Source organism: Pseudoalteromonas sp. SR41-1 (assembly GCF_014164015.1).
GTDB lineage: Bacteria > Pseudomonadota > Gammaproteobacteria > Enterobacterales > Alteromonadaceae > Pseudoalteromonas > Pseudoalteromonas distincta.
The window spans coordinates 72,132-96,897 of sequence record NZ_JACJEK010000017.1 but is presented as its reverse complement, the minus strand read 5'-3'; the positions used below and the strand labels follow the sequence as shown (position 1 = coordinate 96,897).

Annotated in this window: 27 protein-coding genes; 18 read left to right on the top strand and 9 right to left on the bottom strand. The window is 38.1% G+C overall.

Translation table 11 applies throughout. The annotated features are described in order from the left end of the window. Positions 1 to 183 precede the first annotated feature (183 nt). Genes H5118_RS15215 through H5118_RS15205 form a run of 3 tightly spaced genes read left to right on the top strand, consistent with a single transcriptional unit; the run spans position 184 to position 3,175 of the window. Positions 184 to 2,634: a YdbH domain-containing protein gene (locus tag H5118_RS15215; RefSeq protein WP_182749335.1), complete on the top strand. Its 2,451-nt coding sequence runs from the start codon at positions 184 to 186 to the stop codon at positions 2,632 to 2,634. Between the two features lie 2 nt (positions 2,635 to 2,636). After that, positions 2,637 to 2,834, top strand: a complete 198-nt coding sequence (locus H5118_RS15210) for a YnbE family lipoprotein (RefSeq protein ID WP_007378800.1) — start codon at positions 2,637 to 2,639, stop codon at positions 2,832 to 2,834. A gap of 11 nt (positions 2,835 to 2,845) precedes the next feature. Beyond that, on the top strand, positions 2,846 to 3,175 hold the full coding sequence (locus H5118_RS15205; RefSeq protein ID WP_002961068.1) for a YdbL family protein: 330 nt from the start codon (positions 2,846 to 2,848) through the stop codon (positions 3,173 to 3,175). Positions 3,176 to 3,223: 48 nt separating this feature from the next. Here H5118_RS15205 and H5118_RS15200 read toward each other — a convergent pair whose 3' ends face one another. Both H5118_RS15200 and waaA read right to left on the bottom strand, forming a co-directional pair. Then, complete coding sequence (locus H5118_RS15200; RefSeq protein ID WP_002961067.1) at positions 3,224 to 3,772, bottom strand: DUF1415 domain-containing protein; 549 nt, start codon at positions 3,770 to 3,772, stop codon at positions 3,224 to 3,226. Beyond that, entirely contained in the window at positions 3,769 to 5,052 is a 1,284-nt protein-coding gene (gene waaA / locus H5118_RS15195; RefSeq protein ID WP_024595686.1) for a lipid IV(A) 3-deoxy-D-manno-octulosonic acid transferase, read from the bottom strand. The genes H5118_RS15200 and waaA overlap by 4 nt, the downstream gene beginning before the upstream one ends. 182 nt (positions 5,053 to 5,234) lie before the next feature. On the opposite strand from waaA, the gene H5118_RS15190 reads away from it, so the two are divergent. Both H5118_RS15190 and hldE read left to right on the top strand, forming a co-directional pair. Continuing rightward, entirely contained in the window at positions 5,235 to 5,825 is a 591-nt protein-coding gene (locus H5118_RS15190; protein ID WP_002961065.1) for an SIS domain-containing protein, read from the top strand. Beyond that, positions 5,825 to 7,264 carry a bifunctional D-glycero-beta-D-manno-heptose-7-phosphate kinase/D-glycero-beta-D-manno-heptose 1-phosphate adenylyltransferase HldE gene (gene hldE, locus H5118_RS15185; RefSeq protein WP_182749332.1) on the top strand — a complete coding sequence of 480 codons (1,440 nt, stop codon included), beginning with the start codon at positions 5,825 to 5,827 and terminating at the stop codon, positions 7,262 to 7,264. Before H5118_RS15190 ends, hldE begins: the two co-directional genes overlap by 1 nt. 259 nt (positions 7,265 to 7,523) lie before the next feature. Here the strand turns inward: hldE and H5118_RS15180 are convergent, their stop codons facing one another. Next, positions 7,524 to 9,029, bottom strand: coding sequence for a capsule assembly Wzi family protein (locus H5118_RS15180; RefSeq protein WP_182749336.1), 1,506 nt, complete (start codon positions 9,027 to 9,029; stop codon positions 7,524 to 7,526). 211 nt (positions 9,030 to 9,240) lie between these two features. Between H5118_RS15180 and H5118_RS15175 the strand changes: the two genes are divergently transcribed. Further along, positions 9,241 to 10,314 (top strand): glycosyltransferase, encoded by a 1,074-nt coding sequence (locus tag H5118_RS15175; RefSeq protein WP_182720496.1) that lies wholly within the window; start codon positions 9,241 to 9,243, stop codon positions 10,312 to 10,314. Then, positions 10,311 to 11,396 carry a glycosyltransferase gene (locus tag H5118_RS15170; protein ID WP_182720495.1) on the top strand — a complete coding sequence of 362 codons (1,086 nt, stop codon included), beginning with the start codon at positions 10,311 to 10,313 and terminating at the stop codon, positions 11,394 to 11,396. Before H5118_RS15175 ends, H5118_RS15170 begins: the two co-directional genes overlap by 4 nt. Before the next feature lie 31 nt (positions 11,397 to 11,427). On the opposite strand, the gene H5118_RS15165 is transcribed toward H5118_RS15170, so the two are convergent. Beyond that, positions 11,428 to 12,156, bottom strand: coding sequence for a 3-deoxy-D-manno-octulosonic acid kinase (locus tag H5118_RS15165; RefSeq protein WP_182749330.1), 729 nt, complete (start codon positions 12,154 to 12,156; stop codon positions 11,428 to 11,430). A gap of 122 nt (positions 12,157 to 12,278) precedes the next feature. Between H5118_RS15165 and H5118_RS15160 the strand changes: the two genes are divergently transcribed. The 6 genes from H5118_RS15160 to glpG all read left to right on the top strand — a co-directional run bounded on the left by H5118_RS15160 (position 12,279) and on the right by glpG (position 17,530). Continuing rightward, positions 12,279 to 13,337 carry a glycosyltransferase family 9 protein gene (locus tag H5118_RS15160; protein ID WP_182749328.1) on the top strand — a complete coding sequence of 353 codons (1,059 nt, stop codon included), beginning with the start codon at positions 12,279 to 12,281 and terminating at the stop codon, positions 13,335 to 13,337. Further along, entirely contained in the window at positions 13,337 to 13,900 is a 564-nt protein-coding gene (gmhB, locus tag H5118_RS15155) for a D-glycero-beta-D-manno-heptose 1,7-bisphosphate 7-phosphatase (protein WP_182749326.1), read from the top strand. The genes H5118_RS15160 and gmhB overlap by 1 nt, the downstream gene beginning before the upstream one ends. A gap of 159 nt (positions 13,901 to 14,059) precedes the next feature. Next, entirely contained in the window at positions 14,060 to 15,253 is a 1,194-nt protein-coding gene (locus tag H5118_RS15150) for a glycine C-acetyltransferase (protein WP_182749324.1), read from the top strand. 50 nt (positions 15,254 to 15,303) lie between these two features. Continuing rightward, on the top strand, positions 15,304 to 16,329 hold the full coding sequence (gene tdh / locus H5118_RS15145; protein ID WP_024595694.1) for an L-threonine 3-dehydrogenase: 1,026 nt from the start codon (positions 15,304 to 15,306) through the stop codon (positions 16,327 to 16,329). Positions 16,330 to 16,397: 68 nt separating this feature from the next. Further along, positions 16,398 to 16,715 carry a thiosulfate sulfurtransferase GlpE gene (gene glpE, locus H5118_RS15140; RefSeq protein WP_010554397.1) on the top strand — a complete coding sequence of 106 codons (318 nt, stop codon included), beginning with the start codon at positions 16,398 to 16,400 and terminating at the stop codon, positions 16,713 to 16,715. Then, a complete protein-coding gene (gene glpG, locus H5118_RS15135) occupies positions 16,712 to 17,530 on the top strand; it encodes a rhomboid family intramembrane serine protease GlpG (protein ID WP_182749322.1) in 819 nt (272 codons plus the stop codon). The genes glpE and glpG overlap by 4 nt, the downstream gene beginning before the upstream one ends. A 3-nt stretch (positions 17,531 to 17,533) precedes the next feature. Here the strand turns inward: glpG and H5118_RS15130 are convergent, their stop codons facing one another. Further along, entirely contained in the window at positions 17,534 to 17,932 is a 399-nt protein-coding gene (locus H5118_RS15130) for a flagellar basal body-associated protein FliL (RefSeq protein WP_182749320.1), read from the bottom strand. A gap of 154 nt (positions 17,933 to 18,086) precedes the next feature. Between H5118_RS15130 and H5118_RS15125 the strand changes: the two genes are divergently transcribed. Next, a complete protein-coding gene (locus H5118_RS15125; RefSeq protein WP_002961048.1) occupies positions 18,087 to 18,626 on the top strand; it encodes a chorismate lyase in 540 nt (179 codons plus the stop codon). Next, positions 18,623 to 19,501 (top strand): 4-hydroxybenzoate octaprenyltransferase, encoded by an 879-nt coding sequence (gene ubiA, locus H5118_RS15120; protein ID WP_182749319.1) that lies wholly within the window; start codon positions 18,623 to 18,625, stop codon positions 19,499 to 19,501. Before H5118_RS15125 ends, ubiA begins: the two co-directional genes overlap by 4 nt. 38 nt (positions 19,502 to 19,539) lie before the next feature. On the opposite strand, the gene H5118_RS15115 is transcribed toward ubiA, so the two are convergent. The 3 genes from H5118_RS15115 to H5118_RS15105 all read right to left on the bottom strand — a co-directional run bounded on the left by H5118_RS15115 (position 19,540) and on the right by H5118_RS15105 (position 21,936). Continuing rightward, positions 19,540 to 20,160, bottom strand: a complete 621-nt coding sequence (locus H5118_RS15115; protein WP_002961046.1) for a 2OG-Fe(II) oxygenase — start codon at positions 20,158 to 20,160, stop codon at positions 19,540 to 19,542. A 91-nt stretch (positions 20,161 to 20,251) separates the two neighbouring features. Then, positions 20,252 to 21,136, bottom strand: coding sequence for a LysR family transcriptional regulator (locus tag H5118_RS15110; protein ID WP_182720489.1), 885 nt, complete (start codon positions 21,134 to 21,136; stop codon positions 20,252 to 20,254). 377 nt (positions 21,137 to 21,513) lie between these two features. Beyond that, on the bottom strand, positions 21,514 to 21,936 hold the full coding sequence (locus H5118_RS15105; RefSeq protein WP_002961042.1) for a DUF2721 domain-containing protein: 423 nt from the start codon (positions 21,934 to 21,936) through the stop codon (positions 21,514 to 21,516). Positions 21,937 to 22,011: 75 nt separating this feature from the next. On the opposite strand from H5118_RS15105, the gene H5118_RS15100 reads away from it, so the two are divergent. Genes H5118_RS15100 through tsaD form a run of 3 tightly spaced genes read left to right on the top strand, consistent with a single transcriptional unit; the run spans position 22,012 to position 24,000 of the window. After that, positions 22,012 to 22,365, top strand: coding sequence for a DUF2007 domain-containing protein (locus H5118_RS15100; RefSeq protein ID WP_002961041.1), 354 nt, complete (start codon positions 22,012 to 22,014; stop codon positions 22,363 to 22,365). Next, on the top strand, positions 22,358 to 22,948 hold the full coding sequence (locus H5118_RS15095) for a YjaG family protein (RefSeq protein WP_002961040.1): 591 nt from the start codon (positions 22,358 to 22,360) through the stop codon (positions 22,946 to 22,948). Before H5118_RS15100 ends, H5118_RS15095 begins: the two co-directional genes overlap by 8 nt. A gap of 38 nt (positions 22,949 to 22,986) precedes the next feature. Then, positions 22,987 to 24,000 (top strand): tRNA (adenosine(37)-N6)-threonylcarbamoyltransferase complex transferase subunit TsaD, encoded by a 1,014-nt coding sequence (tsaD, locus tag H5118_RS15090; RefSeq protein ID WP_165744224.1) that lies wholly within the window; start codon positions 22,987 to 22,989, stop codon positions 23,998 to 24,000. A gap of 11 nt (positions 24,001 to 24,011) precedes the next feature. Here tsaD and plsY read toward each other — a convergent pair whose 3' ends face one another. After that, positions 24,012 to 24,623 carry a glycerol-3-phosphate 1-O-acyltransferase PlsY gene (gene plsY, locus H5118_RS15085; protein WP_182749316.1) on the bottom strand — a complete coding sequence of 204 codons (612 nt, stop codon included), beginning with the start codon at positions 24,621 to 24,623 and terminating at the stop codon, positions 24,012 to 24,014. Positions 24,624 to 24,766 lie beyond the last annotated feature (143 nt).

Genomic DNA, 24,766 nt, shown 5'->3' with positions numbered 1-24,766 from the left:
ATATATGGGGTCTATTTAACGTTAAAAAAATTACGCTAGAACTAGGCAAAAGTTTTTATATCTAGTTGTTCTAAATAAAAAACTTTTAACGACGTTATAGTGCAATTAAATTCGTTAAATTGATCAAAGATTTATGCAGGTTGGTATTAGTATAGCTAAAAGCACAAAGCATTTAAGGATAGTATGTTTAAGCGAATTGGTTTAATTGTTGGAGCTGTATTACTAAGTACCTTACTGCTTGGTTATGTATTTCGCTTGCCTTTATTACAGTGGGTTATAGCGCCTGAGCTCGAAAAAGCGGGTGTCACATTAAACTGCCTTGATTTTTCAATCACGTCTAGCTTAAATATTCATGCTGATAAAGTGTGTTTAAATTATCAAAATCAACAATTACAACTTACTGGTATTACTGCAAATACAAAGCGTGTAGATATTGAAAATGCAGTGCTAACAGTTAATCCACTCCCTAAAAGTGATAATGCTAATCAGCTTGCTAAAAATCTCGATTTAGCACTTCCCTTAAATCGCCCATTAATCAATATTAAACAGCTTGTAGTAAAAAGTGATGAGCTCAATAAGCCACTTAAAATAAGCATATTAGAACCCGAATTAAATAAATTTAATGTCTCAGGTGATATAAACGCAAGTGCAATTTTGACTGCTAATAAAGTAAGGGGTCAGTTTGAAATTAATGACACTTTTTTAAAGCACGTTATAAACACTAAAAATACATTAATAGCAGATTTTAACTTTAATACTCAGCAAGCATTTAGCTTTGATGGTATAGAACTTGAGTTAAATGGCGATATTAGCTCCCAGTTTGCTCACACGTATGAGCAGTGCAAAGTTAACGTATTAACCACTGGTAAATTGGCGACGCGTTTTAATTTAAATAGCCAAGCGTTAATGTTTAATACCGATTTGCTTAATAACAAAATTAATTTAACACCAAGCTGTACTGAGTTAATTCCACCAAGTGAATATGCAGGCTTTATTAGCAAACAAGTTCCTTTAAATTGGCAACTTAAACTCCCTCAATCAATTAGCTTAGAGGCTAGTGGGTTGAGGGTGCCTGCAATTAATTTGGTAAGCGTGGGCGATAAGCAATTTGATATTTTAATAACAGATACAACACTAAATATTACATCTCCATTTAAAGACTTACAGTCAACTTTATCAGCTCAAATAAATACACCCGATATAAATAATATTAACGTTAATGCTCAGTTATCTGGCACTGCAATTAAAGGCGATTACGCCGTTATGCTTGAAAATTTACCTGAGTTTGTACCCGCAACAGCGGATGGGCTTAGCCTTAGTGGTCACTTTAATATAAGTGAGTTTATAGACTCAAAACCAATTGGGCTTATAAATGCTAAATTAACGCTTAATAGTGTAGATGCGTTTAATATAAGTGCGGTGCAATACCAAGGTGATTTAATAGCAAAAATGGATAAACAGTTAAACGCAGAGGTAGCGTTAACTCAGCAATTAAAAAGCGCAGAATATAAAGAGTTTAAAGTCACAGATATAAGTAACACATTAACAGCAAATGCTAATTTAGGCGTAGGTGAGTTATTTGCTGATCTAACAGCAAAAACGAATATAAAGGCTGTTAATAGCCCCGACATAAAACTTAATAATATAAAAGTAGAGTCTACGGGCTTGCAAAGCCGTGCACTAAAAGCCACGCATCACGCATTTATAAACGATGTTGAGTTAGTGATAAATCATCATATGTCGTCGCAAGCTCATCCATTTGAAGTAGTTATTCCTGAACAAAGTGCGCTGTCGTTAAATGCGTTTATTAGTCAATTTGAGCCACTTGCACAGTTAACAGAGGGCGAATTTAATGGCTATATTAGTGGCGATATAAACTTACAAAATGCACTGTTCAATATAGGGATTAGTCATACAAGTGCATTGTATAACGATTACCTTGCGAGTGATTTAAGCAGTACATTTAGCGGGGAATATAATTCAGGTAAGCTTAATGTAAAACCAACTACCTTTAATTTAAATGAATTTAGAGCCGGTGCCGTAGTTAAAACTATTAAAGGTCAATGGCAAGTTAATAACAATACCGCGCTTATAAATGATGTAAAAGGAAGTGTGTTTGGTGGTGAGTTTTCATTAGATAGCTACACAGTAGGGAAGCCAAATCAAGTTGCTAATGTTAAGTTTGAAAATATTGATGCAAGCAAACTTGTTACACTCGACGATAAGTCGGGCATTGTATTAACGGGACGCTTGGCGGGGTCTTTACCGGTTCACTTTGATAGTGGAAAAATTGAAATAATTGACGGTAGCTTATTTAGCCAAGGAACAGGTAATTTAAAAATTACCAATAATGCCGCTTTTGATTCAGTAATGCAGCAACAGCAAGAGTTACAACCTGTGTTAGGGCTATTAACTAATTTAGATATTCAAAAACTTAATAGCAGTGTGGCACTAAAAAATGATGGTTGGTTAAAACTAGGGGTTAATTTGCAAGGCTATAATAAAGCAGAGCAGCAGCAGGTTAACTTTAATTATAACCACGAAGAAAACGTATTTACACTTTTACGCGCACTGCGTTTAAGTGACGAAATTACACAAAAAGTTGAGCAACAATACTCACAAAAAGGAAACTAATAATGAGACAGTCGTTATTGATAAAAGTACTGCTCGCGCTGAGTGCTATTAGTGCACTCAGTGCTTGCACGCATCGTGTTGAGGTGTCTGCTAAAGAGCCCATTACTATTAATTTAAATGTGAAGGTCGATCACGAAATTCGCGTAAAAGTAGATAAAGAACTCGACAATTTATTTAGTGACGACAGTGAGTTATTTTGAGGAGCTAGAACATGAATACGAAGAAAAAATTAAATATTATTACGTTAGTTAGTGCAGTATGTATGTCTTTCTCTGCTTGGGCTATTAGCCTTGATGACGCTAAAAACCAAGGTCTAGTAGGTGAAGATAGCTCTGGTTATTTAGGACTTGTTGTACAAAACGCAGAGGCAAAAGCCGTTGTTGATGACATAAATGCAAAGCGTAAAGCGCAGTACTTAAAGCTCGCTAAAAAGAATAACTTGTCGCTTTCACAAGTAGAAGCACTTGCTGCTGCTAAAACAATTGAAAAAACCCAAAGTGGTCATTACGTTGAAGTAAATGGTAACTGGGTTAAAAAATAAGCGTTTGTTATTGTCTTGTTCTGCACAAACCAAAATAAAACCGAGCATTTAAGCGCTCGGTTTTTTACAGCCTTCAAGTAACTGCTGCCAAAAATCAATCCCCTTACGCCTTGCTAGATTTATATTATGCTCAGGAATAGATTCAGGCTCGTTATAACTATCAAGTGCTTCGCTCATACTTGCTTCGCGGATTAAATGCAATGTAGGAAAGGGCGCTCTATTTGTGTAGTTTGCGGCATCGGTTTCATCACTGTCAGCAAATACGTAATCAGGATGAAAATTAGCGATTTGATACTTACCTTCAAAGCCTTGCGCGACTAAAAGTGCATTAGCTAAATCGACCAAGTCTAAAAAGTCTTCAAAGTCACTAAAGCCATTGTCAAACATGATAAGGGTTGTTTCGCGCTCTGGTTCACGGTCAAGCTCAACACATTGCTCAAGCATATCCATTACAGCATCATCCATGCTCGTTGCAGAGCTTACTATGTAATGAATACAGTTATTTTCCACTTCTTTACGTGCAAATGGGCAAAAGTTATATTTAACAATAACAGATGACACCCATTCACGGGTTTGGCTTATAGCTATGTTGGTCACGGTTTTGGCTCTAAATATTGATTAATAATGTTAAGTGTTTTTTGTATAGCACCTTGGTTTTTAGTTACGCATTGCGCAGCTTTAATACCTAAGGTTTGGCACGCTTTTGTGTTTTGGCTAAACGTTATAAGCTGCTTTGCGAGTTCGTCGTTACTATCAACCACTACAGCACCTTTGAGCTTTGTTAGCTCGGGATAAACATGGTCAAAATTGTATGTGTGTGGACCTGTTATTACACCTACCGAAAACGCTGCTGATTCCAGTGGGTTATGCCCACCTCTGCGAATTAAGCTGCCACCAATAAAGCTCACATTTGCAGCGCCATATAAACACTGTAATTCACCAAGCGTATCAGCAAGGAGTATTTGCTCATTATTATAGTTATTTTGGCTACGACGGCTAAAGCTAAGTGGGCTTTGCGTTAAAAGCTCTGCCACTTTGTCAAATTGCTCTGGATGGCGCGGGGCAATTATAAGTAATGCGTTCGGTTGCTTTTTTAGTAATTCTTGATGGGCTAAAAGTACCAGCTCATGCTCAACAGGATGTGTTGAGCCTGCCACCCATACAAAGCGTTCATTACTACTATAAAGCTGTTTAAGGTTGAGTACTTTAGCTAGTTGCTCTTCACTTGGTGTTATATCAAATTTTATTGAGCCTGTTACATGGCTTTTTGAAGCTTCAAGACCAAGTTCAATAAAGCGTGTAGCATCTGTTTTATTGTGACTCGCAAGTACCGTAATTGAGCGCATAATAATATGCGTTAATTTAGCGACCTTTTGATAGCCCTGCAGTGACTTTTCAGAGAGTCTTGCATTGATGACAAGCACTGGTATGTTTTTTTTGTGGCTTATCGCCATTAAATTTGGCCATAGCTCGGTTTCTAAAATACATAATGCTTGTGGCTTTATACGCTTTAAAAATCGAGCCGTTGCAAACGGGAAATCGATTGGTAAATAGCTACACGCTACAGTATTTTTAAACTGGCTAAGTATTTGCTCTCTGCCTGTTGGAGTATTACAGGTTATAAGTATATTTAAATTTGGATGCACTTTTTGCAAAGCTTTAATAAGTGGCGTTGCGGCAAGTACCTCACCAACAGAAGCACAATGAAAAACTAAAGGCTTAGTTTTAACCGTAAATAAAGACTTACTGACAAACCCAAAGCGCTCTTTAAAGTGTGCACGATAGCCTTGGTTTTTTTTACCTCGTAAAATATAGAGATAAAATACAATCAGTGGGCTAATAATAATTAATGCGAATGAGTAAAAAATGCGTGCCATACTGATCTTTCTTAAAGGGAAGTGGCGTTAGTTTACCGTGAAATAGCCGTTTTCTAAACAGACTCGTTATAAAATATGGTCTGGGTTCAGTTATAACCCGATAAAATACACACAATTAAATAAAATTATGGAATAATGAATTTAATTTTTCCTGCCATTTCAGTTCCAAGAGGAATTTTTTCATGTCAATTATCGATTCAGTGGCAACTAGCTACGTTGAAACATTAAACCGTCATCAGGCATTATTTGAAACGATGGAGGCTTATCATCAAGAATCTATGCAATTGTTAGAAGCATGCCATAGTGCATTACAAGCTGGTGGCAAGATTGTTTGGTTTGGTAACGGTGGTAGTGCAGCAGATGCACAGCATTTAGCTGCAGAATTTGTAGTGCGTTATAAATTAGAACGAGGTCCGCTTGCCTCAATGGCATTGACCACTGATACCTCAATTTTAACAGCGCACAGCAACGATTATCACTTTGATACGGTGTTTGAACGCCAAGTTCAAGCGCTATGCAAGCCAGAAGATTTAGTTATTGGTTTAACCACATCAGGTACTAGTAACAATATTAATTTAGCATTAGAGGCTGCAAATAAACTAGGCGCTTTTACTGTTGCATTAACTGGACGTGATGGCGGTAAAGTAAAAGACATTGCTAAGTTACCTATTATTATAAAAAATGACGAAACAGCACGTATTCAAGAAGCTCACATGTTTATAGGTCACTGGTTATGTGAAGCCATGGATATGGTTGTTGCGGAGCAGCAGTAATGGATTTATCGTTATTAAAAAACTTATCAGCGGCACGAATATTAGTTGTTGGCGATGTAATGCTAGACCGCTATTGGTATGGTGATACAGGTCGAATTTCGCCAGAAGCGCCAGTACCGGTTGTTAAAGTAAGTAAATTTGAAGACAAAGCGGGCGGTGCAGCTAACGTTGCAAAAAATATAGCGCGGTTAGATGCAAAAGTTGGCTTATTGGGTTTAATTGGTGAGGACGAAAGCGGGCAGATTTTAGAGACCATCCTAAAAGGTGAAAAAATAAGCTCACAATTAGTGAGTGTATGTGATTTACCGACTATTTCAAAAATGCGTGTTATTAGCCGCCACCAACAATTGGTTCGACTTGATTTAGAAGAAATGTTTACTGAGCAACATAGCCAGCTTTTATTAAACCGCTTAGAGCTTGTACTTGATGAATACGACTTTATAGTGTTCTCTGATTACAGCAAAGGATCTTTAAGTTTAATTAAAGAAATGGTAAGCCTTGCTAAGGGCGCCGGAAAAACCGTTTTAATTGACCCTAAATCGCCAGATTTACATTTATATGAAGGTGCTGATTACATTACACCTAACTTACATGAGTTTAAGTTAGCGGGTGGTCAAACCGATTCAGAAGAGGCTTTAGCAGCAAGTGCGCGTGATTTAATAAGCAAAAATGGCATTAAAGCCATGTTACTTACGCGTTCTGAGCAAGGTATGTCGCTTATTAGTGCAGATGAAAAATTTGATTTTGCAGCGCAAGAGCTTGAAGTAAGCGATGTAACCGGGGCCGGTGATACGGTTATAGCTACATTAGCTGTTATGCTTGGCGCGGGCATGGAACCTAAAGATGCTGTGGAAATTGCTAATTTAGCCGCAGGTATCGTTGTGAGTAAGTTTGGGGCTGCAACAGTCTCGCCAGAAGAGCTAAGCCGTAAGCTTGGTCAGTATTTACATACTACGGGTGAGCATTACCAAATACCATTTGATGATGTACTTCAGCATATTGAATTTGCAAAACAAAACGGCGAAACCATTGTATTCACTAATGGCTGTTTTGATATTTTACACGCCGGGCATGTACGTTATTTAGCGCAAGCTAAAGCACGAGGCGATAGACTCGTTGTTGGATTAAATAATGATGAATCTATTACGCGTTTAAAAGGGGCTGAACGTCCTATTAACCCACTAGATGAGCGTGCGATGGTACTTAGCGCACTTTCATCAGTTGATTGGGTTATTCCGTTTGGTAGCTTAGATGAAAACGACACTCCCGCTAACTTAATTGAGCAAATAAGCCCTGATATTTTAGTTAAGGGTGGCGACTACACTGTAGATCAAATCGCGGGTGCTGAGCATGTACTTCGCCATGGCGGAAAAGTTGAAGTGCTTGAATTTTTAGATGGGTGCTCAACATCAAAAGTAATAAGTAAAATTAAACAGTAATACCAATTTTATTAAAAACATGATCATTCTAGCGTATTAAATAACTCACTAACTACGTTAAAAATTATTTATATAGAACAACTATGTATCATAATTTTAGCCTTGTTATTGAGCTATTTTCTTATCGCTATAATAGAACACTAATTTAATGCAATTGGTATAATTACTGATTTAAGTTACTAAAAATACAAAAAAGGGATGAAAACACTGTTTTCATCCCTTTTTTACTTTTAATACGCTACTTTATTAAAGTAATGTATTAAAAGTTATATTCGTACTTAGCAAATGCTGATGTATCGTTTTCAGCACTGTCATTGTTAGATGCAAAAGCGCCTAAAGTGACGCGTCCTCCCAAAGAAAGCATTCTGTAACGAAGTTCTAATTGCTTACTGTTGTAGGCTGTTTTAGTTATGCTGTTACCTAAATCTGGATTGCTAGGGTACCAATCGCTATTGTCACTATTGTAATCAACACTGCGTAATTTTACCTGCCAATCATCACCATTAGAAAGCTGACCAAGTAGGGTTAGGACAACTGATTGCGAATCATTATCATACGTCGAACCAATAGTGCGTCCATGGTAGCGATAGCCAGACTTATAAGTATCATGCTCATAGTAACAATTTTCAACTATTGATTCAGCTTGGCATGAAACACCAGTATCTATATATTCAACATTTACTAATATGTTTTGAGCATAAATGCGCTGTGTTGTTTGCACACCAAATAAGTAAGCTCTATCAGCGGGTTTAAACTGTGAGCTAGCATCTTCACCTATAGTGCTGGCATAAACCGCATATGGTTGATCAAATAAGGTATCTGACCAACGAATATCAATACCAGCCAATTGATTACCTATTTTCGACTCTAACTGGCTATCACAACTCTCATTGCCATCGATACATGCTGTTTGCCCAGTTATGACATCAATAAAATCACCCGCAGAGCTCGGTTGTCCGTCACCTGCCCATTGTGCAGACCAGCTAAGTGCAATTTCTAACTGCTGAATGGGGCGAAAATTAACACGAGTACTCCACAGCAATGCATCAGGTATAACACGTGTAGACTCAAGTTTAGCCATTTGTGCGGTAAAGCCCCATTGACCAATCCAGCTTAACCATGGTGTTTCAAAAGCAGTACTTTTTTCTCTGGTTACACTTAGTGCAGGTAAAGGTTTCGCATTACCAGACATAATTAAGCTGTTATCAACACCAGGTCCCCAAAATTGTTCAACAGCACCGGCTCTAAAAATCCAATTACCTAAACGGTAAGCTAAGTAACTATCGTCAAGTGAGGTATCGTTACAATCGGTTAAAGCTTGCTCATCGGTAACTATATCGTCAGTCGTTTTTCCATCAACTAAACATTTTTTACCGTCGCTTCTGTAATTTATAGCTACTTTAGCTGCAAAGTTATCGCCTAAATAAGCGTAAGCTGCTGAAAGCTCTGTTTCTTGTGTATTTGTTGCACCAAAGCTTGTTGCTATGATCGGATCTGTGGCTGCAAAAGCAGATAATTGAAGACTATGCGAGCTGCTATTTTCTGATTTATATCGATGCTTAACGCGAAGTAAAGCATCTTGCAAGCTTGGAGATAATTGCTCAAGCGGCATGCTTTGCACATCACTTATAAAACTTTTCCACATAAGCGGATAGGTAGTTACAGGAGCTAAAATAACACCGGCATCAGCTAATTGTTGAATATCAGCTCTAAGGCCGTAATCATCGGGTTTTACCCATGGTTCAGCATTAACTGACGCGCTCATAGCGCAAAAAAGAGTAGAAAGTAGAAAAATTCTGTTTCGCAAAGTTCAGATCCTTGTGATTTAGATTGCGGCTAAGTTTATCAACCTAAGCTTGTTATTGCAGTAAATAATCAAATTTATAGAGCTAATTTAATATATTAAAATGTAACCTAGCTATCGTAATAAGTATCTGATTGGTATACTAGAGTTCAAATAGGAAATTGAGAATGTAATGAGCAACAAACGACTTTTATTTATTCCCGTATCATCACCAGAAGGCATTGGTGAATATATGCGCTCGTTGTTGTTGGCTCAAAGTTTAAAGGCAGAACTTACTGATTCTCTCGATATTCACTTCATACTAAACAAGCATACAAGCTACGCAAAAAAGTGTCCTTTTGAAGCCACATTGCTTGAACACTCAGCGACTAAAGAGCTTGATTCTGTTTGCGACTTTATAGAGCAATTTAAACCTGACGTCGTTGTTTTTGATTGTGCAGGACGTGCAGGGCATATGAAAGCGGCTAAAAAAGTAGGCGCTAAAGTTATATTTATTTCTCAGCATGCAAAAAAACGCGCTAAGGGATTGAAGCTAAACAGGATTAATTTAATTGATACACATTGGGTTGTACAGCCTGATTATTGTATTGAGCCACTTACATGGGCTGAAAGTGCGAAGTTAGACATGTTTCCCTTGGCACCCCCTCGTAATGTAGGCCCTTTTGTTGCATTTGCTTCTTGTGAGCAAAAACGTGATGTTTTAAATCGCTATAACTTAGTATCTGATGGCTATTTTATTGTTAATGCGGGTTCTGGCGGGCATATATTAAATAATCTTAATTGTGCTGAGGTTTACTTTAAAGCCGCGCTTAAAATTACTAAGCATACTGGGTTAAAAGCAGTTGTTGTGTTTGGTGCAAATTATAATAAAGCAATTCCTAAAAGTGATGAGGTTACTTGTTTATCAAGCCTGCAAGGAACCGAATTTTTGGCATTAATGAGCCAAGCTAAAGTCGCATTACTTAGTGGTGGAGATACTTTATTGCAAGCAATTGCAGTTCAAACCCCTGTTGTGGCATGTGCTATCTCAAAAGATCAAAATACACGTTTGGATCATTGCGTTAATGCAGGTGTTGTAATAAAAGCAAATCTTGATATTGATGAAATTACAACGAAAATAGCTCAAGTTATTACCGAGCCTTTTTATAGTGAATTTATTGGTAAGTATAAGCAACTCGATAGTACACATAGCTTCGACGTGATCACTACTGGTATAAAAAATATGCTTGTAGGAGATCGCTTATGAATATAGTGATTGTAATTGATTCACTAGTAGGTGGTGGTGCTGAAAAAGTAATGCTTACTTTGGCTGAAAAAATGGCGAAACTACAGCACAATGTCACTATATTATCTCTTGCGAGCAACGCTGAGTATGACATTCCTGATATAGTTAAAGTTGACAGCCTTTTTCCTGATAGAGCATCTAAAGTAGATAGATTCTGGCAGCGAAAAAATAGTATTTTGCGATTAGAAGCGTGGTTTGAAAAAAAACAAAGCGAGATTGGCAATATTGACCTAGTGCTTTCTAACCTTGATAGAAGTAATAATTTACTTGCACGTAGTAATATCAAAAATGTTCACTTTGTTATTCATAACTCCGTCAATTCAGAACTTGCCCGTCAAAAAAAGTTAGGTCCATTTTCATATTTATACCTTAAAAAAAGTAAGCAAAACTTAAATGGTAAATCACTTATTTGCGTATCAAAGGGTGTTGAAAAAGAAATAACACAAGGGGATTTAATTAACCCAAGTGCAATCGCGACTATTTATAACCCGTTCGATTTTGAAAAAATAAACCAACAAGCAAATGAGAAAAATAACGACATCCCAAATGAGCCTTACTTAATTCATGTAGGAAGGCTCGCTAAACAAAAACGCCACGATATATTATTTGCAGCATTTGCAAAGCTTGATAAAAAATACAAGTTAGTCCTTTTATGTAATAAACCTGCAAAAGCGTTAAAGCTTGCACAGCAATATGGCATAGATAAACAGTTAGTAGTGCCTGGATTTCAACAAAACCCATACAACTGGATTAAGCATGCCAAAGCTTTAGTTTTGAGCTCTGATTTTGAAGGGCTGCCAACGGTATTAATTGAGGCTTTAGCGGTGGGTACTCCGGTAGTTAGCACTAATTGTACATTTGGACCAAGCGAGATATTAACAGGCGAGCTGAGTAAATATTTAGTACCCGTTCAACAAAGTGAGGCATTAGCCAATGCCGTTATGCAGGTGCTAGCAGATAAGCCAAATGTAGAAAACGCAGATATTCTAAAACAAGTACAGGCAGAGCAGGTTGCTCTGCAGTATTTAGCTTTGGCTAACTAAGTTAACTGATATTAGGTTAACTGATATTAGGTTAACTGATATTGGCGAGCGCTTTGAAGTAATTGCTATGCAGAGTTTGCCAGTCATTCGCTTGCCAATTAAATGCATCATTTCGACCTTGCTCTTTTAAAAATGAGCGCTCAAGGCGTGTTATATTACTTTGTTGCCACTGTGGGTTAGGCGTTCTTATTTCACCTCTGTCAAAGTCGATAATATACACATCACCAATATCATTAAATAAAATGTTATTAATGTTTAAATCAGCGTGGTAAACGCCTTTTGAATGAAATAGCGCGATTGTTTTAGCAATGCGCTCTAACTCATCTTCAGCCAATGAGCGTTCAATTAATATATCGAGTACACTTTTAGCGCCTTTAACAGCCTCGGTAATAATATCACCACGATAAATTAACCCGCTGTGGGTTACTTTAGCTGCAACAGGGGTTGGTACGTTTAAACCAAACTCTATAAGTTTACTCATTAAACTAAACTCTTTATACACACGGGTTTGTTCAAGCCCTGGGTATAAATATTGATCGCTTAGCAATTTACCCACTAAACCACCGCGCCAATAATGCCTAAGTACGGCTGTTAATTCGTCTTGCTTAAAAAACCACGCAGTTGCTCGACCTTTTTTAGCGCCCACAATTTTATTTTGTTGTTGCCAATAATTTGCATCAAACCAATCGAGGGTAATTTGGCTTGTGTATTTAGGGTGGCTTAATACAGTGTGGTTGCCTTGCACGTGTTGTTTAAACATAGCTCTGTGTAATTGCTAAATAATGTGTCTATATTAGCGCGTTTTAAAGCGCAGGATAAGTGCTTGCAATAGCGTGATTATAATTTAAGATCGGCTTTTGTATTTAATACCTAAGGGAATGTGTGACTCAAGCTCCTAATTATTCATCTATTTGTATATTAAGACTCTCTGCCATTGGTGACGTATGTCATGGTGTGAGTGCTGTACAAGCCATTCAAAAGGCACACCCAAATGCAAAAATCACCTGGGTAATTGGCAAAATAGAAGCCATGTTACTTGCTGACTTACCGGGTGTTGAGCTGGTGGTATTTGATAAAAAGCAAGGCAAAGCAGCGCTTAAAAGCTTGAAGCAACGCTTCAACAACCAAAAATTTGATGTGCTTCTTAATATGCAAGTTGCATTAAGGGCTGGGCTTGTAGCGCGCTGTATTCCTGCAAAAGTAAAAATAGGGTTCGATTGGGCTCGTTCAAAAGAATTGCACAGCTTATTTATTAATAAACGAATAGACCCACAAGCCCAGGCGCATGTGCTTGAAGGCTTTAAAGGTTTTGCAAAAGCCATTGGTGTAGCTGATTATAAACCGAGTTGGGACATGCCATATACCGAGCAAGACCAAGCGGTTGCAGATGAGTTATTAACATCAGAATACCTAACTAATAAACTATTAGTAATATCGCCCGCAGCTAGTAAAGCGCAGCGTAATTGGCTCGCTGATCGTTATGCCACATTGGCTGATTATGCAAGCGAGCAAGGCTTTAAGGTGGTATTGACGGGTGGCCCAACAGAGCTTGAGATTAACCTAGCAAATAGCATTATTGAGCACAGCAACACGCCTATTTTAAATTTAGTCGGTAAAACAAAACTCAAAGAGTTGTTGTGCGTGTTAAAGCGTGGCAGCTTAGTGCTCGCGCCCGATACGGGTCCTGCGCATATGGCAGTAACAGTTGGTACGCCGGTTATTGGTTTATATGCACATTCAAATCCAGCACGCACAGGTCCTTATTTATATCAAGACTACGTGGTAGAGGTTTATCATCAAAACTTGTTTAAGCAAACAGGTAAAACGGCTGAGCAAGTCTCGTGGGGGACACGCGTAAAAGGCGATGATTTAATGAGCCAAATTACAGTTGATGATGTAAAAGCGATGTTTGACCATGTTGTACAAAAAGAGTCTTTGTAATGAATGCACAACAAAAAAATAAAGCGCTTTTTTTAGACCGAGATGGCGTGGTAAATGTTGATCATGGTTATGTGTATCAAAGCGATAAATTTGAATTTATTGACGGTGTTTTTAGCACTTGTAAAACATTTTATGATACAGGCTATAAAATCATAATCGTCACTAATCAATCTGGAATTGGTCGAGGTTATTACACCGAAGCTGATTTTTTAGCACTGACCGAGTGGATGAAAGACCAGTTTAGTGCCCACAGCATTGCAGTTACCGATGTGTATTTTTGCCCGCATCACCCTAAAAAAGCGCGCCCTGAATATTTGAAAGAGTGCAGTTGCAGAAAGCCTGCGCCAGGTATGTTATTACAAGGCATACAAGAGCATAATATCGACCCTGCTTGCAGTATTATGGTGGGCGATAAACTCAGTGATATGCAGGCTGCGAAAAAAGCAGGGATCACTACACGCGTTTTAGTGCGTTCAGGGCAAAGCTTTGACGAAAGCGCTAAGCAAGAAGCTGATTTAATTATCGATTCTATAAGTAGTTTACCTGCACTTTTAAATACGTAAATAAACAGCCTGTAAACTGGCAGGAATTCCTTCCAACTGAGGGCGTTTGCGACGAACTGCAAACCGTGCATTTTACCCATTAAACTTTTACAATACCCCGCATAATAAACAGCCGCGAAAGTGCGGTTGTTTACCCGTTCAAATATATGGAGAACCTAGATGAGAGCATCTGCTTTTTTTAGCCAGCTACAACAGCAAATTGAAGACGTAAAAACCGAAGGTTTGTATAAAAACGAACGTATTATTAAGTCCCAGCAGCAAGCTCAAATCGAAGTTGCATCAGGTAAAGTAATCAACTTTTGTGCTAATAACTATTTAGGTTTAGCTAATAGCCCAGAGTTAATTGAAGCGGCGCAGAATGGTTTAAATAATCATGGTTTTGGTGTGGCTTCAGTACGTTTTATTTGTGGCACTCAAGATATCCATAAAACACTAGAGCAAAAAATCAGTGCGTTTTTAGAAACAGAGGATACTATTTTATATTCTTCATGTTTTGATGCAAACACAGGTTTGTTCGAAACTATTTTAGGCGCAGAAGATGCTATTATTTCTGATTCATTAAATCATGCATCAATTATTGACGGTGTACGTTTATGTAAAGCTAAGCGTTTTCGCTATGCTAATAACGACATGGCTGATCTTGAGAAGCAACTTATTGCAGCAGACGAAGCCGGTGCTAAAAATAAACTAATTGCTACCGATGGCGTGTTTTCTATGGACGGCGTTATTTGTAATTTAGAAGCGGTGTGCGACTTAGCCGATAAATATGATGCGCTTGTAATGGTAGATGACTCTCACGCAGTTGGCTTTGTTGGCGAAAACGGTAAGGGTACACCTGAGTACTGTAATGTATTAGACCGTGTAGATATTATCACCGGTACATTAGGTAAGGCGCTGGGCGGTGCTTCAGGTGGTTATACATCAGGTAAAAAAGAAATTGTTGAATGGTTACGTCAGCGTTCACGCCCATACTTGTTCTCAAACTCATTAGCGCCTTCAATTGTTACTGCATCAATTAAAGTACTTGAAATGCTTGAAAATGGCGGCGAGCTTCGCGCTAAACTTTGGTCAAATGCTAAATATTTCCGTGAGCAAATGGAAGCTGCTGGTTTTACGTGTGCAGGTAAAGATCATGCAATTATCCCCGTAATGCTAGGAGATGCCAAAGTAGCCTCGTTAATGGCTGATAAATTACTTGCTGAAGGCATTTACGTAACCGGTTTTTCATTCCCTGTAGTACCAAAAGGGCAAGCGCGTATTCGTACACAAATTTCAGCGGCACATAGTATTGAGCAACTCGATACAGCTATCGATGCATTTACCCGTATTGGTAAAGAAATGGGCGTTATTTAATTTTATTTTAAACCGAAGCCTCGCTTCGGTTTTTTAATTGAGTGTGGATTATGAAAGCATTATCAAAATTAAAAGCAGAACCGGGCATTTGGATGACAGATGCACCAAAGCCAGAAGTAGGTCATAACGACTTACTGATTAAAATTCGCAAAACAGCTATTTGTGGTACCGACGTACATATTTACAAGTGGGACGAATGGGCAAGTAAAACCATTCCAACGCCTATGGTTGTTGGCCATGAATATGTTGGTGAAGTCGTTGATATGGGCCAAGAAGTTCGTGGCTTTCAGGTTGGCGACCGCGTATCTGGCGAAGGGCATATTACGTGTGGGCATTGTCGAAATTGTCGTGCAGGGCGTGTACATTTATGCCGTAATACAACGGGTGTAGGTGTAAACCGTGAAGGTGCGTTTGCCGAATATTTAGTTATCCCTGCATTTAACGCATTTAAAATTCCAGATAATATTTCTGACGAACTCGCTTCTATTTTCGACCCATTTGGTAACGCAGTTCATACCGCACTATCGTTTGACTTAGTTGGCGAAGATGTACTTATCACTGGTGCAGGCCCAATTGGTATTATGGCAGCAGCTGTTGCAAAACATGTTGGTGCTCGCCACGTTGTAATTACCGACGTAAACGAATACCGCCTAGATTTAGCACGTAAAATGGGGGCTTCACGCGCTGTAAACGTTGCCAATGAAAAGCTTGAAGATGTAATGAAAGAGCTAGGTATGACAGAGGGTTTTGATATTGGCCTTGAAATGTCAGGTGTGCCAAGCGCGTTTAATTCAATGCTTAATAATATGAACCACGGCGGTAAAATTGCCATGCTGGGTATTCCACCATCTGATATGGCAGTTGACTGGAACCAAGTTATTTTTAAAGGTTTAGTGATTAAAGGTATTTACGGTCGCGAAATGTTCGAAACGTGGTACAAAATGGCAAGTTTGATTCAATCTGGCCTAGATTTAAACCCAATCATTACACATCAATATTCTGTGGATGACTTCCAAGCTGGCTTTGATATGATGATTTCAGGTCAGTCAGGTAAAGTAATTTTAAACTGGGATTAGTTCCTAACTAAATTACAAGAAGGGCGGCTTTAGCCGCCTTTTTTATACTATTAATTAAAGAGATTTCAATGGCATTTAAACATATTTCTATAGCGCAAACGTTAGAGCTTTTAGATAAAGAAGACGTGGTAATTGCAGATATTCGTGATCCTAATTCGTATCAAGCCGGTCGCATTCCAGGCTCAGAAGCACTTTCTAACGGTAATATCGCACAATTTATGATGGAAAAAGAATTCGATCAGCCAATTATTATTGTCTGCTACCACGGTATGAGCTCACAAGGCGCAGCTAGCTACTTAGTTGAGCAAGGTTTTGAAGACGTTTACAGTATGGATGGCGGCTTTACAGCTTGGGAAGCTGCTTACAGCGAGAAAGTAGAGCGATGATAGAGCTTGGCAGTTTAAATAACCCGCGCGCCGCACAGGGCTTTATAGATTATTTAAAAAGCCAAGGCCTAGATGCAAAGATACACTCGGCAGATGGCAGTAATGTCATTATTAGCGTGACTGAGGAGGACTTTCATCAAGTTCAGCCGTTATGGGCCGAATTTACACAAAACCCTAATCATGAAAAATACCTACAAGCATCTTGGGATGTAGGCAGCACGCAATCACCGCTTAAATATCAAGGGCAATCACTTAATCTAATAGCCCGTTTTAAAGCGCTCAGCTGGTTAAATCAAACCGTAAGTATTGTAAGTGTTATAATTTATTTTGCTTTTTTACTAGGTGGTTTTGAGACCATTTACACCATGATGCAGTTTAAACCTACGCAGCCTTTAAGTTGGTTAACGCCCGTCCTCGTACATTTTAGCGCGATGCATATAGTGTTTAATTTAATTTGGTGGATGTCGCTTGGTGACAATATCGAAAAACAATGCGGAAAACTAAGCTTAATAGGCTTGTTTTTAGTGACTGCACTTATTAGTAATTGGGCGCAATACCTAATGGTTGGTCCTAACTTTGGCGGTTTGAGTGGCGTAGTATATGGATTACTTGGTTTTTGTTGGATTCATAGCTTTTTAAATCCTAACAAGCCTGCCCTAGTTAGTACGGCTATTATTGGTTTTATGTTGATTTGGTTAGTGCTTGGGTTTGCTGATGTATTGTTTGTAGGTATGGCTAATTGGGCGCACTTAGGTGGGTTAGTTAGCGGTATGGCTTTTGCCTATACCGCCAAAATATTTAACGCAAAACGTTAAATACTAATGATATAAATATTTAGTGAACAAGACTTCACGGATGATCTCTTGTCCTGTTTCTTCTTTTAGCAGGCTTTTTAGTTTTTCGGCGCACTTTGCACGTATTTCTTCACGGCCAGTAAGTGACTTTATTTTTTCTTCTGGTTCTTTAGATAAAATCTCTACTAGTGCATCACGAAGTAATGGCGTGTGGTGTTCAACCACTGCAATATCAGTAGTATCAGTAAGCATTAAATCAATAGTTACACGCACATAGCCCATTTTTTTACTTGATGCGCCAATGTAGTTGGTGATTATATCTGGCTCAAAACCAAAATAACCAACTGTGGATTCAGCACGAGCTGTAAAGCTTATAACGCTTACAAAGAACGTAAAAAGACCTGCGTATACTATTTTTTTCATATTTAAAGCGTTTCTTAAAACTTGTTACAAATAGTTTATACTTAATAGTAGGTAATAAACAGCGCCAAGCAATTATTTATGGTTATAAAACATCACTTTTTCAAAAGCTTTGGCAATGGTATCATCTCGTTGTTTTTTATTTTGTTGAGCTATTGTGATTACTTATCCTCTGTCTATATCTGCTAATTGGCAGTCCACTTCTTATATAAGTGACTTATCTCCTCTAGAGCAAGAGTGGCTTTTTGAACAGAATTCATTAACGGCTAAATTAAAAAGTAACTCAAAAACTTTTAATGTAAAGGTATTAAGTGAGCAGTTATTTACTTTAAGCCCAGAGCAAAACTTACTACTAAACAGCACAGCTAAAACAGCTATTAATAGAGAAGTTCTCTTACTGTGCGATAACAAACCTGTGGTGTACGCACAAAGCTGGCTTCCTAAAAATGATTCTATTAATCCTTTGCACAATATGGGCGAGCGTCCTTTAGGTGATGTGATTTTTCAAGACCCAGCATTAAAAAGAACGGATATAGAAATTGCTTATTTTGATGACACGCACCCTATTCAGCAATTAGTTACAAAATTGAACTTACCCGAGAAAAACTTACTAGGGCGTCGAAGTGTATTCTCACTCAAAGAATATAAGTTTTTAGTGTGTGAAGTGTTTTTACCTGGAGCATATTTATACTCATGAAATTAGCCGCTTTAAAGCCAAAACATATTCCTTATTATATACAGTTAATGCGTATAGATAAGCCCATTGGTACCTTGTTATTACTTTGGCCAACATACTGGGCTTTATGGCTTGCTAATAGTGGGATGCCGAGCTTACTCAACCTTATTATATTCACGTTGGGCGTTGTTGTTATGCGTAGCGCAGGGTGTGTAATTAATGATTTTGCAGATAGAAAAATAGACGGCTCGGTAAAACGCACAGCTCAACGGCCGCTAGCTTCAGGGCAGGTGAGTAGTGGTGAAGCACTTAGTCTATTTTTACTACTCATAGTTATTGCGTTCATTTTAGTATTAATGCTTAGCGTTAATACTATTTTGCTTTCTTTTGGTGCTTTGGCTTTAGCCTTTTGTTACCCCTTTATGAAGCGCTATACACAGTTACCTCAAGTTATTTTAGGGGCTGCATTTGGTTGGGCTATTCCTATGGCTTATATGGCTTCAATTAATGCACTACCACAGCAGGCATGGTTATTATTTATAGCCAATATTTGCTGGACAGTGGCTTACGATACCATGTATGCGATGGTTGATAGGGACGACGATTTAAAAATAGGGGTAAAATCAACCGCTATTTTATTTGGTAAATACGACCGCCATATTATCTTTTTACTTAATGCTGTATTTATAGCGTTGGTTGCTTTTATTGGTATAAGCAATCATTTAAGTGTCGCATTTGGCGTTGGTTTAAGTATTGCTGCGGGCCTATTGGCATACCAACAAACGCTTATTCATAAACGTGAAAGAGATGCCTGTTTTAAAGCGTTTTTAAATAATCATTACGTGGGTTTGGCTATCTTTATAGGGTTATTACTTTCATACCCAATAGCATTTTAAAAGCCTCAATAAAGGCTGTTAAAATGCTCTATTAGGAGTTATCGGGGCGGATCAATAATGCCGCTAATAGAGGCGTTTTTTCTAAACCAGCCTGCAATAGAATAGCGATCGTCAACGGCGGGAAGTACTTCGTGGGCAAAGCGTTCGCTTTCAAACATTACTAATGTGCCAGCAGTTGGTTTAATTGTTATTTCTATCTCTTTACTTTTAGGTTTATAAATAACAAGTTCGCCACCTTGCTTAGGCGTATTTAAATAAAGTACCGTTGTAAATACTCGATTAGAGCGACCTTTAAATGCATCTAAGTGCTTTTTGTAAAAATCACCCTGTGTATATTTTGCATAATGGCATTCGTAATCAAATAACCCCATAAAAAAACTGCGATTTAACGTGGTCTTTATACTTTGCATTATTGCTTGATAGGTAAGCTGTGCTTGAGAGCTGCCGTCAAACCAATAGGTTTTATCAGTACGTACGGTTTTATCTATTTGTAAGTCATTTAATCGACCAATACCAGCAAGGCTAAAGTGAGGGTTTATACGGTGGCAGTCTGCAACTAAATCGTTAACTAAATCGGCAATAAGCGCGTTATGAATTACGGTATATCCTTGGCGTTCTATATCATCTAAATAGACATCAGGACCAAAAAGTGTGTTCATTCACATCAGCTGTTTAAAAAAGGTGCGACAGTGTAGCCGAAAAGCTGTTAAAAGCTACTGTTTATTGTGCCGCACTTTTTGAAACATCAGATTAGCTAAATGCAGCACCCGCTTTTTTTATAAGCGATAGTAAATGCTCTACATGTTCAGTAATCGACGTCTGTTGGCTTGTTTGTACAACGAGTTGTTCGTGGTTTAAATCTTTATTTGTTTTAAGTTGTACTAATTCAGAATTCTCTGCGATTGCATTAGCATGTTCAATGCTTGCAATAGCAAAATGATCTGATTTAACTACACCTGCCATTACTTGCTCAATACTGCCCACTTTAATACTTGATGATTTATTTAAAGAATCAATTGCTTCATTAAGCATAGTTTGTACTTGTTTAGACTCAGAGAAACAGCCAAACATCGGATAGTTATCAAGGTTTTGTTTACTTATATCGTTTTTATGGGCAAGAGGGTGGTTTTTTGAAACAAATAACACAAGCTGATCAGGTAAGTGAATGTCACTGCCAATACTATTAATAGCTTGAGAGTATACGCTAATGTCTATTTCACCTTGTTGGAGTTTGCGTGTTAACTCTTGCTGATCTTGTAGCTGCATCTCAATTTTTATATGAGGGTATTGAGCTAAAAACTGTCCACAAGAAATAGGTACTATGCTGCTTGCCTTATTGGTATACCCAATAACGAGCTTTTCATTGGCATTACCGTTTACTGATTGAAAAATCCGCTTTTTCGTTAGCTCAAGTTCCGATAGGGTTGTTTTAGCATATTCTAGAAAAAGCTCGCCTTCTGGCGTTAATTTAACAGAGCGTGTTGAGCGTTTTACTAACTCATATCCCATTTCATCTTCAAGTGTTTGAATGCTGCGCGTTAGCGCTGAAGTACTAATTTGGGTTTGTTCAGCAGCTTGTCTAAAATGACGTAATATACCAAGTGCTACAAATTGCTCTAATTGTTCAAATCTCACTTTATAGTCCCTTTTTATAAGTAAGTCGCAGATACCACGGACATCAAATATATTAATTTTTATTCTAAAGTTTAGTAAAATTCTATATTGAAATACGGTTGCAAGTTCATACGTGTTTCCAGCAGGATACCCCCCTTTTAGTATTAATTAAAGAGAAAAGCGACCAAATAGTATTACTTTTTAAATTCATAACTAGTTGTTTATTGTATTTTATCTATGTTTTTGCAATGGGCTAGCTAAGTAAACTTATTTGTAGTCAGTAAGTTAGTTAGTATATTTGGATTAAATTGTTCTAATTAATAAAAAAGTACGCCCCAAAAAGGGGCGTTCATACAACATGATTGTGGCAAAGAATAGAGTGTTTTATTTATAATAAACTATTTTACAAAATTTCTATTTATTCGGCTACTTAGTGGTTTATTTTCAATGCTTTGCAGTTCTATCTCGATTGCATCACAGGAAATATGTATTTCAAATAAAGACGTTAATAACGATAAACTTAAGCAAGCTAAGCTAATGCCAAATAAAATAATTCCTGTGGCATTAAACTCAATAAATAATGCAAACATTGATAGTGTACACAGTAGAAAAGAGGCTACCCCGTACACTTGCATCGTTCTAATTAGCTTAATGCGTTTACGTAAGTTAGTGATTTGAGCCACTACAACAGGCCGAATAGATTCACCTTCACGCGCATTTAGCTCCCTAATTAATTGCGCTAAAACTAAAAATCGGTTTGTATAGGCGAGTAATAGCAGCGATATGGCCGGAAAAAGTAAGCCTGGGGTTGTTAGTGTCATGTTTATTCCTTAAAAGTACAGCATGCTAATAATTTAGCGCAGGATATTGTTAACACAAAATAAATGAGGTGAATATTGCAAAATATTAATAATAACAATTCAACAGATAGCTCTTTTCAATGGGTTACAATTTATAAAGCTGAAAATACCTTGGAAGCGAATATCGTAAAAGGCTTAATACAAACTGCTGGAATAGAGTGTAAAATTAAAGGCGAGATGCTCCAAGGGGCGCTTGGAGAAATTCCATATGATCAGGCGCAAGTTAGTGTGCAGGTTTATGCGATAAAAGAGCGCCATGCGCGGCAAATATTGGTAAACTATCAACAAGTAAAACAATCCGCTCCAGATTGGGTATGCCCTAATTGTAATGAGCATAATGGATCAACATTTGATTTTTGTTGGTCGTGTGAGACGTTAAAGAATGACTAAAGCAAATAATTTTCAGCGTATTAGAGAGCTTAACTATTTACAAAAGGCCGTCTTAGCAAGTGCTTTAATAGAGCGAATGCTGCCAAATTACGGTTTATTTAGCGAAGCAACGGGGTTTGGTGATGAAACCTTATTACGTAATTCGCTTAATGTTTGTTGGGAAAAAATCTTACTGCCTAAAAGTAAAATAGATCTCGAAAAACAAGTTGAAAAAATAGAGCCAAATGTTCCTGAACTTGCTGATTTTGATATGTTTGGTACTTATCCTGCTATTGATGCTGCAACGTCTTTACTTAGCTTAATGCACGGTTTAGTGGCGCAAGATGAGCAAGAGTTCATTAGTGTGAGCAAAATATCTCAAGCAACAGTGGCTCGCTTTATTGAATATCAAATGACGGTTGAAGGTGAGATTGCTGATAACACAGCAGTGAGAGAGCACCCATTAATGCAGTACGAAATTGAAGTATTAGGTGAGCTAATTGATTTTGTAGAAAATATGGGGCGTATTACCTCTGATAGCGTAAAGGCACTTAAAAAGTTTGCCCTTGAAGATGGCCAAACAAATATTGGTCTTACGTTATAAAAGAAGCAAAGTAGAATTTAAAAGGCAGGAGAAGTACAGTGCGAATTTTAGGCATTGAATCGTCATGTGATGAAACGGGTATTGCAATATATGATGACGAAAAAGGCTTGTTAGCTCATCAATTATACAGCCAAGTAAAAGTACACGCTGATTACGGCGGTGTAGTGCCGGAACTTGCATCGCGCGATCATGTTCGTAAAACATTACCACTTATAGATGCAGCATTTGCACAAGCAGGTTGTGGCCCTGAAGATTTAGACGGTATTGCTTATACTGCAGGCCCAGGTCTAGTTGGTGCATTATTGGTAGGTACGTCTATTGGTCGTTCATTAGCATACGGTTGGGATATACCTGCGGTAGCAGTACATCACATGGAAGGGCATTTACTTGCTCCGATGCTTGAGGAAAATACCCCTGAGTTTCCGTTTATTGCATTGCTTGTATCGGGCGGTCATACCATGATGGTTAAAGTAGCGGGTATTGGACAATACGAAGTACTAGGTGAGTCAGTTGATGATGCCGCAGGCGAGGCCTTTGATAAAACGGCTAAGTTACTTGGTCTTGATTACCCCGGTGGCCCACGCTTAGCTAAAATGGCCGAACAAGGCGTAGCAAAGCGCTTTGTATTTCCTCGCCCTATGACCGACAAGCCAGGTCTTGATTTTAGTTTTAGTGGTTTAAAAACAGCGGCATCAATCACGATTCGTGAAAATGACGACGACGATCAAACCAAAGCTGATATAGCGCATGCATTTCAAACTGCGGTTATTGATACCCTCGTTATTAAGTGCAAGCGTGCGCTTAAACAAACAGGTATTAAGCGTTTGGTCATCGCCGGTGGTGTGAGTGCAAATACACAGCTTCGACTGCAGCTCGAACGCGTAATGAAAGGTATGAAAGGCGAAGTGTTCTATCCGCGTACTGAATTTTGTACCGACAATGGTGCAATGATTGCTTATGCCGGAATGCAACGTTTAAAAGCAGGGCAATTTGCCACGCTTGATATGAAAACAAAACCTCGTTGGCCTATAGATAGCCTTGAGCCGATTTAATGACTCATATTTTAGATATTTTTGTTTTCATCGGTGGGTGCTTTTTTAGCACCCACTTTTGGTTCTTCCCCACTAAATAATCGAATAATATTAGTACGGTGACGAAATATAATTAACAGCGTGATAAAAGTAACGGGAAGAGTATAAAGTGGCTTTATTAGCCATGTATACAAGGGCGCTAAAGATACAGCTACAAGCGCCGCCAGTGATGAATAGCGTGTTATTGCCACTATAACTAACCAAGTACTCACAAGTAAACCTGCCAATGATAAGCCAATAGGTAATAATGAGCCAAATGCCGTTGCTACGGCTTTACCGCCTTTGAAGCTAAAAAACAGTGGGTACATATGGCCTAAACAAGCAGCTACTGCGACTAAACCAAGCTCTAAAGGTTCAACTTCTAAAAAATAAGCCCCCCATACCGGAATAGTGCCTTTTAAAATATCAAACACCAGAACCAAGCAAGCCGGAAATGCTCCGCCTAATCTATAGACATTTGTAGCTCCTGGGTTGTTAGAACCACTATTACGAGGGTCTGGAAGTTTGAACAACCGCGACACTAAAATAGCCGACGAAATCGACCCAAGTAAATAAGCTAAAACAAACATTATAGAGGCTAACACGCGCTTCCTTATTTTTTAATTGCTATACCAATTGATAGTGCTTTTAGGCTATTATTGACAGCAAAATTTATCGTAAAAATTATTAACAGGCTATTTAATAGCTAGTTTAGTTATTTTGCTATTGTAGAAGTTATTTTTACATA